10 protein-coding genes and 1 tRNA gene are annotated in these 13,638 nt (G+C 64.6%); 4 read left to right on the forward strand and 7 right to left on the reverse strand.

The features are described 5' to 3' along the window. Positions 1-47: 47 nt before the first annotated feature. The 4 genes from QCE83_RS04640 to QCE83_RS04655 form a co-directional block, all read right to left on the reverse strand. Positions 48-470 carry a DUF4279 domain-containing protein gene (locus QCE83_RS04640; RefSeq protein WP_309807894.1) on the reverse strand — a complete coding sequence of 141 codons (423 nt, stop codon included), beginning with the start codon at positions 468-470 and terminating at the stop codon, positions 48-50. Positions 471-649: 179 nt separating this feature from the next. Next, a complete protein-coding gene (locus tag QCE83_RS04645; RefSeq protein WP_309807895.1) occupies positions 650-1,108 on the reverse strand; it encodes a DUF4279 domain-containing protein in 459 nt (152 codons plus the stop codon). Then, a complete protein-coding gene (locus QCE83_RS04650; protein ID WP_309807896.1) occupies positions 1,080-1,826 on the reverse strand; it encodes a hypothetical protein in 747 nt (248 codons plus the stop codon). Before QCE83_RS04650 ends, QCE83_RS04645 begins: the two co-directional genes overlap by 29 nt. Positions 1,827-2,026: 200 nt before the next feature. Next, positions 2,027-2,111, reverse strand: a tRNA-Leu gene (locus QCE83_RS04655). 163 nt (positions 2,112-2,274) lie between these two features. Here QCE83_RS04655 and QCE83_RS04660 point away from each other — a divergent pair. Next, entirely contained in the window at positions 2,275-2,739 is a 465-nt protein-coding gene (locus QCE83_RS04660) for a metallophosphoesterase family protein (RefSeq protein ID WP_309807897.1), read from the forward strand. Between the two features lie 65 nt (positions 2,740-2,804). Here QCE83_RS04660 and proP read toward each other — a convergent pair whose 3' ends face one another. From proP to argA, 3 genes are all read right to left on the reverse strand, one after another. Next, positions 2,805-4,280: a glycine betaine/L-proline transporter ProP gene (gene proP, locus QCE83_RS04665; RefSeq protein WP_309807898.1), complete on the reverse strand. Its 1,476-nt coding sequence runs from the start codon at positions 4,278-4,280 to the stop codon at positions 2,805-2,807. A gap of 717 nt (positions 4,281-4,997) precedes the next feature. Beyond that, a complete protein-coding gene (locus QCE83_RS04670) occupies positions 4,998-5,270 on the reverse strand; it encodes an oxidative damage protection protein (protein WP_050327995.1) in 273 nt (90 codons plus the stop codon). Positions 5,271-5,331: 61 nt separating this feature from the next. Continuing rightward, positions 5,332-6,714 (reverse strand): amino-acid N-acetyltransferase, encoded by a 1,383-nt coding sequence (gene argA / locus QCE83_RS04675; RefSeq protein WP_309807899.1) that lies wholly within the window; start codon positions 6,712-6,714, stop codon positions 5,332-5,334. Positions 6,715-7,300: 586 nt separating this feature from the next. Between argA and hrpA the strand changes: the two genes are divergently transcribed. The 3 genes from hrpA (at position 7,301) to QCE83_RS04690 (ending at position 13,624) form a co-directional block, all read left to right on the forward strand. After that, a complete protein-coding gene (gene hrpA / locus QCE83_RS04680; RefSeq protein ID WP_404984723.1) occupies positions 7,301-11,371 on the forward strand; it encodes an ATP-dependent RNA helicase HrpA in 4,071 nt (1,356 codons plus the stop codon). A 125-nt stretch (positions 11,372-11,496) separates the two neighbouring features. Beyond that, positions 11,497-12,522, forward strand: a complete 1,026-nt coding sequence (locus tag QCE83_RS04685; protein ID WP_309807901.1) for a beta-propeller fold lactonase family protein — start codon at positions 11,497-11,499, stop codon at positions 12,520-12,522. A gap of 91 nt (positions 12,523-12,613) precedes the next feature. Then, positions 12,614-13,624, forward strand: a complete 1,011-nt coding sequence (locus QCE83_RS04690) for a sterol desaturase family protein (RefSeq protein WP_309807902.1) — start codon at positions 12,614-12,616, stop codon at positions 13,622-13,624. The last annotated feature ends 14 nt before the right edge of the window (positions 13,625-13,638 follow it).

Here is a 13,638-nt window from a genome sequence, read left to right on the forward strand (position 1 = left end):
TTCTTCCCTGTCAAAACGACGGCGGGTAGAAGGAACCGTCGCGCCGCTTACCACCGATACTCGTCAATCTCGATGGTCCCGCCCATTCCCTCCATCATGGTGCGGATCGGCTCTGGAATGTCCGGAATGCGGTTGCCTGACTCGTTGACCCAGTAGCAGAAGAAGCGCATTTTCGCGTTCGCCTGCTCCAGCAATTCGGGTAGGTCACGGCGCGGTAACGCAAGTGAGGTTTTCAAATACCACAGGTGCAGCGCAAGCAGATCACTTCGCACGCGCCCCTTGGTTCGAACGCCCCAAAAGCCGATCGGTCGTTCCGCGTAGAGCTTTCCCGCAGGCGGACGCATCCGCTCTCCCTTCATCCTGGCAACGTCCGGCTGTTGCTGAAAATACTTTGTCCAGAATGCGGGGTCCACGCCATCGCCGGAAATGGTGAAGCTGGCGTAAGCGAGTTGCTCGTCGTGCGTTGCCATCTCAGTCTTTATAGCCGTGAAAGTTGTCGAGGAACGGCGCGCCTGGCGCGTGAGCAAAGATCCGTCTGATCGCGGCAAATCGGTCGGGGGAAAACGTGCGGCGCCCGCCCGCGTCGGGCATCTGGACCTCACGACGCAAGGGGCGCGAGGGAAACAACTTCAGCCGCCTGACCGCTCCATTACCGGTATTCGTCAATTTCGATCGTGCCTCCCATTGCTTCCATCATCTCGCGTGCAAACGGCGGAATGTCCGGGACCCGATCGCCGGAAGGGTTGCACCAGTAGCACCACAGCGCGATCGTAGCGCCTTGGGCTTCCAGCAATGCGCGCGCGTCCCTACGCGGCAGCGAGAGGCGGCTTTGAAGGAAAATCAGATGCGGCGCAAGAAAATCGGACCTGGTACCGGGTCCGCTTGAAAACGCCCATAGACCTAGCTGTGCAGGGCGGGGGCTCATTCGACCAGACGGCAGTTCGAATCGCTCTCCTTTCGTGGACGTGCGACTTGGCTTGACGCCGAAAAACGCTGTCCAGAACGCGGGCAGCACGGTGGGACCGGAGACAATCAGCGTTGCGTTAGCAAGGGCGTTCGGTCTGTCCGCAGGGGCGTTTTCAGGGCGCATAGTTGTGGATGTTGTCATCGAGAATCTGCTTCTTGAACTCCACGCTTCCATCGTCGTAGAAAATCAGATTGTCATTCCTCCTTAGCCCGTTCTGTGGTTTGAAGACGTGCAGCATGGCGCCGAAGGTATCGCGGTCGTATCCGAGCATTTTGGCGGCGTGGTCCGGATTGTTTGTCTTGGCCGCCAGCGCCATCGCTTCTGCGCTGAGTGTATGCGGCACGTAGACGAATGGCTCTGTCTCGAGCGCTGTCGCAATAGTACCGTCAGGCAGCACATCGCCTGGATTGGCCGCCAAGATTGCGAAGAAGTCGTTGCGCGGCTTCGGTAGCCGGGCAGGAATCTTGAACGATCTGACGCGGGCCGCCGCCTCGGACGCGCGCTGAAAGAGCGGCAGCGCCGCAACGGCTTCCCGTGACTTCGGAACAGGCCGGACATCGCCGCCACCCGTCCGGATGAAGGTCGTCGTACGCGGCGGAAGGTCCGGAATCGTCACCAGTTCGCCGGTCTCGATCGCGCGTTTGATCTTGCGAAGACGCTCGTCGTCCCCGTCTTTCACGCCAATCAGCGCGCCCAGTTCGGTCAGCAAGCGGCGATCGTTCAACCACGACATAGAATCAGTGAGAAATCTGCGTGCCTCCTGGGCGGCGCGTGTCTCATCGTCGCGGTTCATATAACGCACGTCGCAGCGCCGCTGCACGGCTATCCCCGCATTGGAAATTTTGACTTCCCTGCTCAAGCGCGTCTCCCTGCTGTGAGGACGCATTAGTAGCATGGCGAAGCATCGGGTCGGTCGCCGGCACGGGCGAAGGATCGTCAAGCGCCGGCGCAGTCAGGCGCGGTCGCTGAATGTGAATGAGTCGACGGTGGAGGAGCGGTGCGCGCGTGCCAGAAAGATGGGCATCGCATCGACCGGCCGCAGTGCGCCTGCGGACTACTTGGTACCGGGGACCGGACTTGAACCGGCAAGCCGTTAGGCGGCGGATTTTAAGTCCGCTATGTTTACCAATTTCATCACCCCGGCAGGGCGGACGCGATTCTACCATTGCGCCTGCATCGGCCAAAACCCGCGCATGCGGTTCGACACCGGTTTCGCCGTCGCGCATAATCGGCGGCACCGTTCCCGCGACACGCACCTCCCAATAAAACCCACGCCGCCCGAAAGACATCGACGTCAGGAGAGCACCATGCGCATCGGCCTGATCTCCGATACCCACAACCTCGTGCGCCCTGAAGCGCTCGATGCCTTGCGCGGCTGCGCGCACATCATCCACGCGGGCGACATCTGCCGGCGCGACGTCCTCGACAGTCTGGCGCCGCTCGCGCCGCTGACGGTCGTGCGCGGCAACAACGATACGGGTGCAGACGTCGCTCATCTGCCGGAGCACGCGCGCATCGAACTCGGCGGCGTGTCGATCCATGTCGTACACGACATCGCAGACATTCCGAAGCAGCTCTCGGGTATCGACGTCGTCGTTACCGGGCATTCGCACAAGCCCTTGATCGAGCGGCGTGGCGCGACGCTGTTCGTGAATCCCGGCAGCGCGGGGCCGCGCCGCTTCAAGCTGCCGATCACGCTCGGGTGGCTCGACATCGACACGGATACCAACGGCAGCGCACCCGAAGCGCGCATCGTCACGCTTACGCCATAGCGCCATAAAAAAAGGCCGATGCGGGAAGCATCGGCCTTCGACAACTCACACCACGACAACCTCGATCAGGCGCGCGCCGTGCCTTCCGGGAACGCGTCGTCCATCTCGCCCGCTTCGCGATGACCGCGCAGGATCGCATGCGCTTCCGAGTGCGAGGCGACGGCCGGCGGCGAGCCCTTCAACGGCTTCTTCGCCGATTCGTGCAGCGCGATCACCGACACGATGCCGATCACCGAAGCGCCCATCAGATAGTACGCGGGCATCATCAGCATGCCGGTCTTGTCGACGAGCCACGCCGTGACGAGCGGCGTCGTGCCGCCGAACAGCGACACCGACACGTTGAAGCCGATGGCGAGCGCGCCATAGCGGATCTTCGTCGGGAACAGCGCCGGCAGCGACGACGGCATCACGCCCGTGAAGGTCGAAAGCAGCGTGCCGAGAATCATCATGCCAGCGAAGATCGACGGAATCGTGCCCATGCGGATCAGCGAGAGCGCCGGGATCGACAGCAGCAGCAAGCCGACGCAGCCCGCCAGCATCACCGGCTTGCGGCCGACGACATCGGACAGACGGCCGAACAGCAGCGTCAGCGGCATCATCAGCACCATCACGACCAGCACGATGAACAGGCCATGCGTCTCGTTGAACTTGAGCGTCGCGGACAGATAGCTCGGCAGGTACGAGAGCGCCATGTAGTCAGTGACGTTGAAGATCAGCACGAGGCCCACGCATTGCAGCAGCGGCCGCCATTGCTGCACCAGCGTCTCGCGGAACTGCTGCTTGGTGGTTTCGTGCGAGACGGCTTCCGCCTTTTCGGCTTCACGCTGGAACGCCGGGGTTTCTTCCAGCTTCATCCGGATATACAGGCCGATCAGACCGAGCGGTCCCGCGATCATGAACGGAATGCGCCAGCCCCACGACAGCAGCGCGTGCTCCGACATCACCGCCGTCAGCACCGCCACCACGCCCGCGCCGAGCACATAGCCCACCAGCGTGCCGAATTCGAGGAAGCTCGCCATGAAGCCGCGTTTCTTGTCCGGCGAGAACTCGGCGATGAAGGTCGCCGCGCCGCCGTACTCGCCGCCCGTCGAGAAGCCCTGCACCAGACGCGCAACCAGCAGCAGCACCGGCGCCAGCACGCCGATGCTGTCATAGCTCGGAATCAGGCCGATCGCGAACGTGCCGAGGGCCATCATGATCATCGTCATCGCGAGCACGCGCTTGCGGCCGATGCGGTCGCCGAGCGGGCCGAACACCATGCCGCCGATCGGCCGCACCAGGAACGCGGCCGCGAACGTGCCGAAGGTCGCGAGCAGCTGTGCGGCGGGACTGCTCGACGGAAAGAACACCTTGCCGAGCGTCACGGCGATGTAGCTGTACACGCCGAAGTCGAACCACTCCATCGCGTTACCGATGGCCATGGCGCCGACGGCGCGCTTCAGCAGGGACTGATCGACGATCGTGATGTCGTCGAGGGTGAGGTCGGATTTCTGGCTCGATGAATCGCGTTCGCGCCAAAGGCCCTCGTGATGGGATGACATGTTTCGAAGACTCCGTATTCGATCCCGAGCACTCCGGGGAGTGGCTTCGGGTGCGCCATCGAAAGCATCGATGACGCGAATTGCCGGGAGAGTGCAGTTTCGCGACGGCGCCGCCATGCAGGGCAGCGCAAAACGATCGCCAATGGCTCCGCGCAGCGTCGAATGGAGCGGACGCTGAGAAATCAGTAGCAAACGCGGTGCCGGTGCATCGCGGTGGGTCGCGAAATTGCACTCGGGGGTAACGCAACGAGTTTGACGTGCGGACGGTCAACCCCGGCGATGTGCCTGGGTTGCCGCGGGTGGGCCGCGACGTCGGCGAAAAAACAGCTTGAGACGAAAAAGGCCGGCGTGTTTTTGCTGAACCAAGGGGTTCATCTGGTCAATCTGGCAAAAGCAGCTTAAAAACCGACGCGCCTCTTTGTATGAAAAACAGTCACTACCGCGTTGAGTTGGACAGCTTTGACGCTGAACTACGCCGCGTGAATGATGGTGAATTGCTGTTGATAAGAAGGAGATGATATCACGATGACAGACGATCTGCAAACCGGCCCGTCCAGCGGAGGCTGCTGGAGGCCCGCAAGCCCTTATCCCGTCTGGGATAGCGCGAAGTCATCGCGGTGTGTCCGGGTGTACCGTCCGGACCAATCTCACGGGTTTCGCGGGCAATAAAAAACCGGCCCAGGGGCCGGTTTTCGCCGAACGGATGATGCGCCGATTTCAGCCTTGCGGCGGCACGTAGCCGGACGCGGTATCGGCGCCTTCGCCGAAGAAATACTTCTCCGTCTGCTTGATCAGGTACTGGCGCGCGCGCGGATCGGCCATGTTCAGGCGATTCTCGTTGATGAGCATCGTCTGCTGCTTGAGCCAGCCCTGCCAGGCTTCCTTGGAGATCGTTTCGTAGATGCGCTTGCCGAGTTCGCCCGGCAGCGGCGGGAAGTCCAGTCCTTCGGCTTCCTTGCCGAGCTTCGCGCATTGAATCATTCGGGCCATTGTGTCTTTCTCCTCTGTATCGGGGGGAGAGGCGCCGTCCCGCGCCTCTCGAATCAGTTCTTCAAAGCTGTTTCATCAGCACGAGCGACTTGCGCTGCCAGTTGTAGAGGCGGCGGCGGTCTTCCGGCAGGTCGTCGACGGTGACCTTGACGAAGCCGCGCTTCAGGAACCAGTGCTCGGTGCGCGTCGTCAGGACGAAGATGCGCGTGAGGCCGCGCGCGCGGGCGCGCTGCTCGATGCGTTTCAGGAGCCGCTCGCCGTCGCCGGAACCTTGCGCTTCGGGCGCGACCGTCAGGCAGGCCATTTCGCCGATACGCTCCTGCGTGTACGGATACAGCGCCGCGCAGCCGAACAGCACGCCATCGTGCTCGATGACCGAGAAATGGTCGATGTCGCGTTCGATCTGGTGGCGACCGCGGCGCACCAGCGTGCCGTCGGACTCGAGCGGTTCGATCAGCGTGAGAATGCCGCCGACGTCGTCCGGCGTGGCCTCGCGCAGGCTCTCCAGATTCTCGTACGAGATCATCGTGCCGACGCCGTCGTGCAGGAACAGTTCGAGCAGCACGCTGCCGTCGAGCGCGTACGGAATGATGTGGCCCCGCGCCACGCCGCCGCGGCAGGCGCGAATCGTATGCTTCAGGTAGAACGCGGTGTCGCCCTGCAACTCGCCGCTTTCCTGCAGGCGATAGGCGTCGTCGAGCGACATTTCGCGCACCAGTTCGCCTTCCGCGTCGGCAAGACCGGGGATCTCCGTGACGAAGATGATCTTGTCGGCGCGCAGTGCGATGGCGGCGGCCGAGGCGACGTCTTCCATCGACAGATTGAAGGCTTCGCCGGTGGGCGAGAAACCGAGCGGGGAGAGCAGCACGAGCTTGTTGCTGGCGAGCGACTGGCGCACGGAATCGCCGTCGATCTTGCGTACGACGCCGGTGTGCTGGAAATCGACGCCGTCGAGAATGCCGACCGGCCGCGCCGTCACAAAGTTGCCCGACACGACGCTGATGTGCGCGTGCGCCATCGGCGTGTTGGGCAGGCCCTGGCTGATCGCGGCCTCGATGTCGAGGCGCACTTCGCCGGCGGCTTCCTTGGCGGATTCGAGCGCGCGGGCGTCGGTGATGCGCAGGCCGTGCGAGAACGACGATTCGACGCCGTGCAGGCTCAGCTGTTCATCGAGCTGCGGCCGCGAGCCGTGCACCAGCACGACGTGGATGCCCATCGCGTGAAGCAGGCCGACGTCCTGCACGAGCGCATTCAGGCGTCCTTCCTGCACCAGTTCCCCGCCGAACGCCACGACGAACGTCTTGTTCCGGAACGCGTGGATATACGGCGCGACGGAGCGCATCCAGTCGACGAACTGGGCATGGGGATCGGGCGCTTCCGGCTCGGCCGCGGCCAGTGGCGATGCCGCTTGAGGAGTCATCGTGAGGTCGGTTTGAGAATTCATCCCGGGATTATAATGCGACGCTATGTCGAATGTTTCTCGTCCCTCGCGTCCCGCGCGCCCTTCAAGTTCTCAGCAGGCAGACACGTCCCGGTCCGCCGACTCCTCCACCGATCCCCTGGCGCAGTTGCGGCAACTGCGGGAAAGTCTGCGGCGTGACGCGCAGGAAGCGTCGGATCCCTCCGGCGATGCTGCGACGCTGAGCAAGAAGGAACTGGCCGCCCGGCGTTTTGCCGGCACGGCGGGCGCGCAGCAGCAGAAGAGACAGGAGGGACCGGAGGGACCGGAGCGGAGGAACGCGCCGCGTGAGGCGGCGGTTACGGGGGCGCAGAAGCAGGCCGCGGTCGTTCGGCCGCAGTCCACGCAGGATTCGCGCAAACCGCAAGGGGTGCAGGCGCCGCGTCAGCCGATGCAGGCGCAAACCGCGCCGACGCCGCGACCCGATGGCCGCGAGCGTACGCCTCAGACTGAACGGCCGGAGACGGGTCGGTTAGTCGGGACGAAGCCGGCTGCACCGCGCGTCGAACGCCGGGGCGCGGTGTCTTCAGTGGAAGCCGACCACGTTGGTGAAGGCCGCCGCGCCGGTCACATGCGCGAAGTGCAGGGCGCGGAATCGCGCGAGGCGCGTCAGGTTCGCGAACACCGCAAGCCCGCCGAACCCCGCGAGCCGCATCAAACTCGCGAACCACGCGGACCTGCTCAACCGCGCGAGCCACGCCCGGCGCGCGAAGCCGCTCAATCCCGCGAACCACGCGAACCCCGCGCCTCCCGCCCGCCGCGACAGGCCATCACCCCCAACCCCGTCCCGCCGATCACCTTCCCGGAAGCTTTACCCGTTTCCGGCCGGCGCGAGGAAATCGCCCGGGCGATCGCCGGCCATCAGGTCGTGATCGTCAGCGGCGAAACCGGCTCCGGCAAGACCACGCAGTTGCCCAAGATCTGCCTCGCGCTCCGGCGCGGGCTGGGCGCGGGCGGCAGCGGCCTGATCGGCCATACGCAGCCGCGCCGGATCGCGGCATCCGCGACGGGACGGCGCATCGCCGAGGAACTGGGCACGCCGTTCGGCGAAGTGGTCGGCTACAAGGTGCGCTTCACGGACAATCTCGCGCCCGGCGCCTCCGTCAAGCTGATGACCGACGGCATTCTGCTCGCCGAGACGCAAACCGATCCGCTGCTCACGGCCTACGACACGATCATCATCGACGAGGCGCACGAGCGCAGTCTCAACATCGACTTCCTGCTGGGCTATCTGAAAGAGATCCTGCCGAAGCGCCCGGACCTGAAGTTGATTGTGACGTCCGCGACCATCGACGCCCAACGCTTCGCGCGCCACTTCGGCAGCGACGAGCATCCGGCGCCGGTGATCGAGGTGAGCGGCCGTCTGTATCCGGTGGAAGTGCGCTATCGGCCGATTGAGGAAGACAGCGTCGCGGTGAAATCCGCGCAGGGCACCTTGCCCAAACGAGGCGAGCGCAACGACCGCAAGAGCGATCGCGACCTGATGGAAGCCATCGTCGATGCTGTCGATGAACTCTGCCGCGTCGGTCCCGGCGACGTGCTCGTATTCCTTCCCGGCGAGCGCGAAATCCGCGACGCCGCCGAGGCCTTGAGAAAGCATCATCCGCCGCACACCGAAATCCTGCCGCTGTTCGCCCGGCTCTCGGCGCAGGAGCAGGAACGGGTGTTCCGGCCGTCGAACGCGCGGCGCATCGTGCTCGCCACCAATGTCGCCGAAACCTCGCTGACGGTGCCGGGCATCCGCTATGTGGTCGATACCGGCATGGCGCGCGTGAAGCGCTATTCGTATCGCAACAAGGTGGAGCAGCTGCAGATCGAGCCGGTGTCGCAGGCGGCGGCGAACCAGCGCGCCGGGCGGTGCGGCCGCGTCGCGGACGGCGTGTGCATCCGTCTCTACGACGAAGCCGACTTCCAGATGCGCCCGCGCTTCACCGATCCCGAGATCCTGCGCTCGTCGCTCGCGGCGGTCATCCTGCGGATGAAGTCGCTGCATCTGACGGCGATCGAAACCTTCCCGTTCATCGAGCCGCCGCCGGGACGCGCGATCGCCGACGGCTATCAGCTGCTGAACGAACTCGGCGCCGTCGATGACGACAACGCCCTCACGCCGCTCGGCCGCGAGCTCGCGCGTTTGCCGCTCGATCCGCGCGTCGGCCGGATGATCCTCGCCGCGCGCGATCATCACGCGCTGAAAGAGGTGCTGATCATCGCATCGGCGCTCTCGGTGCAGGACCCGCGCGACCGGCCCATCGAGGCGCAGGAGCAGGCGGATCAGGCGCACCGCCAGTTCGTCGACGAGCGCTCCGAATTCCTGCAATGGACGCGCATCTGGAAGTGGTTCGAGGAAGCGGTCGCGCACAAGAAGTCGAACCGCCAGCTCACCGATGCCTGCCGTGCCGCCTTCCTGTCGCATCTGCGGCTGCGCGAATGGCGCGACGTGCATTCGCAACTGCTCACGGTCGTGCGCGAACACGGCTGGCGTCTGAACGAGTCGGACGCCACCTTCGAACAGGTGCATCTGTCGCTGCTGACCGGCCTGCTCGGCAACGTAGGCCTGAAGGCCGACGACGAACCGCATTATCTCGGCGCGCGCGGCATCAAGTTCCATCTGTGGCCGGGTTCGGCGCTGCTGAAGAAGGCCGGGCGCTGGGTGATGGCCGGCGAACTCGTCGAGACCAGCCGGCTGTATGCGCGCACCATCGCGAAGATCGAGCCGGAATGGCTCGAAACCGTCGGCGGGCATCTGCTGAAGAAATCGCTCTCGGACGCCCATTGGGAGAAAAAGGCCGCGCAGGTCGTCGCGTTCGAGCGCGCGGTGCTCTATGGCCTGACGGTCTATGCGCGGCGGCGCGTGAGCTTCGGCCAGCAGGATCAGAAATACGCGCGCGAGCTGTTCATTCGCGGCGCGCTGGTCGAGGGCGAGTTCGACACGCGCCTGCCGTTCTTCGCGCACAACCGCAAGCTGGTGGCGGATATCGAGCAGCTCGAACACAAGTCGCGCCGCCAGGACGTGCTGGTCGACGACGAACTGATCTACGGCTTCTACGATGCGTCGCTGCCGGAAGGCATGTGGACCGGCGCGGCCTTCGAGCGCTGGTATCGCGACGAGCAGAAGAAGCCGGGCAACGACAAGTTGCTGTTCCTGTCGCGCGACGACCTGATGCGCCACGAGGCGGCCGGCGTCACCACCGACCTGTTCCCGAAGCGCATGACGATGTCGGGCATCGAGATGGCGCTGACCTATCACTTCGAGCCCGGCTCGCCGCGCGACGGCGTCACGCTCGCGGTGCCGCTCTACGGCCTGAATCAGGTCGATGCGCGGCGCGTCGAGTGGCTCGTGCCGGGCATGATCAAGGAGAAGGCGCAGCTGCTGCTGAAGTCGCTGCCGCAGAAGCTGCGCCGGCACGTCGTGCCGCTGCCGGAGTACGCGGCGGGCTTCGCGCAGCGGCACGCCGGACCCGCGTTCGGCGCGGGCGCGCTGGTCGAGGCGCTGATCGCGGATATCCGCGGCGAAACGCAGGTTGCCGTCAAGAGCGCGGACTTCAAGCTCGAAACGCTGCCGGCGCATTTGTTCATGAACTTCAAGGTCATCGACGAGCACGGCCGTCAGCTTGCGATGGGCCGCAATCTCGCGCAACTGCGCGCGGAACTCGGCGGCCAGGCGCAGCAGCAGTTCCAGAAACTGACGTCGGCGGCGGCCAGCGTGGCGCTCGACGCGCTCTCCGGCGAATCCGGCGCGCCCGTGACGCCGCCGGCCGGAGCCGGAGTCGGCGCCAGCACCGGCACCGCGCTGTACGAGAACCTGACCACCTGGAACTTCGGCAAGCTGCCCGAGCTGCTCGAAATCCGCCGGCGCGGCCAGACGCTGTTCGGCTATCCGGCGCTGGTGGATCGCGGTACGCATTGCGATGTCGAAGTGTTCGATTCGCCCGAGGAAGCGGCGCGCATTCATCGCGCGGGACTGCGGCGGCTGTTCGCGTTGCAGCTGCGCGAGCCGATCCGCTATCTGGAGAAGAACCTGCCGGGCCTGCGCGAGATGTCGCTGCATTTCATGGCGCTCGGCACGGCCGATGAGTTGCGCGACCAGATCGTCGGGACGGCGCTGGATCGGGCATGCCTGCAAGACCCGCTGCCCGACGACGACGCCAGCTTCCACGCCCGCCGCGACGCCGCGAAAGGGCGCCTGACGCTGCTGGCGCAGGAGATCGCGCGTCTGGTCGGCGCGATCCTGACCGAATACGCGACGCTCGCGAAAAAGCTCGCGCAGGCGAAGCCGTTCGCACAGGCTTATGCCGACATCCAGGCGCAACTGGCCGCGCTGATCGGCAAGCGTTTCGTGATCGACACGCCTTATGCGCAGCTCGCCCACTTTCCGCGCTATTTGAAGGCGATCGGCCTGCGCATCGACAAGCTCAAGGCCGAGCCCGCCCGCGACGCGCGCCAGTTCGCCGACTTGCAGCCGCTCGCGCAGCACTATCAGCGCGCGGTGTCGCAGCGCGGCGGCGTGGCGGATGCGCGGCTCGCGGAATATCGCTGGCTGCTGGAGGAACTGCGCGTGTCGCTGTTTGCGCAGGAGTTGCGCACGCCGATGCCCGTGTCCGTCAAGCGCCTGCACAAAGTGTGGGAGTCGATGCAGCGCTGAACTTGGCGCTGCCCGGATTGTTGCGCCGGGCGGCGCCCGTTATCTCGCAAAATGCCGCGTTCGGTCAACGTGCCGGCCGGGGCAAACGTTCTACAATGACGCCTGCCTTCCGAAGCCAATCTTTCATGCGCAATCTTTTTCGTTCTGGCCGCCCGTCCGGCCGCTTCCGCGCGACCGCCGCGCGTGCAGTGCTCGCGACCGGCGCGGCGCTCGTCGCCACCGCCGCGTTTGCCAACAATGTCATCGTCCTGAATTCCGCCGAAGCCACGCTCAGTCTCATCGACGAGAACACGCGCCAGGTCGTCGGCACCGTGCCGACCGGCAAGGAACCGCACCATCTGATGGTGACGCCCGACAACGCGTCGCTGATCGTCGCGAACTCGGTGTCGAACAACCTGATGTTCGTCGACCCGAAAACCGGCGCGTTCCAGCGCTGGGTGCAGGACATCGAGGATCCCTACCAGATCGGCTTCTCGCCGGACAAGAAGTGGTTCGTGTCCACCGGCCTGCGCCTCGACCGCCTCGACATCTATCATTTCGACGGCAAGAACCTGTCAGTGGCGAAGCGTCTGCCGCTCGCGACCATGCCGAGCCACATCGCCTTCACGAAGGACAGCGCCACCGCGTTCATCTCGCTGCAGGTGTCCGGCGAGATCGCGGCCATCGACCTGGCGACGCAGACGGTCAAATGGAAGATGAAGGTCGGCAAGGTGCCGGCCGGCGTCTGGCTCACGCCGGGCGACAAATACCTGCTGGTCGGCATGACGGGCGCAGATTATGTTGCCGTCGTGGACTGGCGCAACCAGAAGATCGTCAAGACCATCACGACGGGCAAGGGCGCGCACAACTTCCGTTCGATGGTGGACGGCAAGCACGTGCTGGTGTCGAACCGCGTGGCGAACACCATCAGCATCATCGACGAGGACTCGCTCACGAATGTCGGCGACATCACCGGACTGCTGCCCGGCCCGGACGACATGGAACTTTCCGCCGACAAAAAGTATCTCTGGGTGACGTTCCGCTTTGCGAAGCATGTCGGCGTGATCGACATGGCGAGCCGTAAGCTGATCGAAACCATCAAGGTCGGACGCTCGCCGCACGGCATCTACTTCTACAACCGCGCGCCCGTCACGGCGCCGAACGGGGCGTAGGCGTCGGAGTGAAAGGGCGCTTTGCCGAGCCCTGTACTACGATTGAGGAATGGCCCGCCGCACCGGGCCGCCGCCAGCACCACGGAGCATCATGTTTCATTCCATCGTTTCGCTGCTAGACACCTTCGTTTCGTCGCTGCAGACGCTGCTGTATGTCGACGTGGTTCAGCCGGTGCTGTTCAAGATCGGCATGATGGACTACGACGAGGACACCTACGATGCGCTGTACTGGGTGATCGTCGGCGTGCTGGAAGTGCTCGCGATGTACGCGGTCCTGCGCCCGCTCGAGGCCTTCCGTCCGGCAGAAAACTGGCAAGACCGCAAGGGCGTGCGCGTGGACGTGCTGTACACGTGGATCGTCAAGCTGGGCATTCTCAACCTGTTTTTCTTCTTCACCTTCCAGCCGATCTTCGATTCGCTGCAAAGCTGGCTGCGGCTGAACGGCGTGCCCAATCTCGAGATCGACAATCTGTGGCCCGGCGTCACCACGCAGCCGCTCGTCACCTTCGTCATCTACCTGCTGATCCTCGACGTCGCCGGCTACTGGTATCACCGGCTGGAGCATCGCATCGGCATCTGGTGGGAACTGCACGCGGTGCATCACAGCCAGCAGAAGATGTCGCTGTGGAGCGACGACCGCAATCATCTGCTCGACGACATCCTGCAAGCGAGCGTCTTCGCGCTCGTCGCGCTGGTGATCGGCGTTGAGCCCTCGCAGTTCGTCGTGCTCGTCGCCATCACCAATTTCATGCAGAGCGTGCAGCACGCCAACATCCGCCTGCATTTCGGCTGGTTGGGCGAACGCATCGTCGTCAGCCCGGCGTTTCACCGGCGTCATCATGCGATCGGCTACGGCCACGAAGGCACCACTTACGGCTGCAACTTCGGCGTGCTGTTCTCGTTCTGGGACATCCTGTTCCGCTCGGCGTCGTTCGACCGCACCGTCGAGCCGACCGGCATCCGCGACCAGCTCGGCGCGCCGGGCGTGATGCCCGTGCATTACGGCGACGGCTTCTTCGAACAGCACTGGCTCGCGTTCAAGCGCATCGGCGCGCGTCTTTCGAACCGCCGCGGCCGCGCGTCCGATTCCGCCACCATCTGAGCTTTCCGCCTCGC

Source organism: Caballeronia sp. LZ034LL, assembly GCF_031451215.1.
Taxonomy (GTDB): domain Bacteria; phylum Pseudomonadota; class Gammaproteobacteria; order Burkholderiales; family Burkholderiaceae; genus Caballeronia.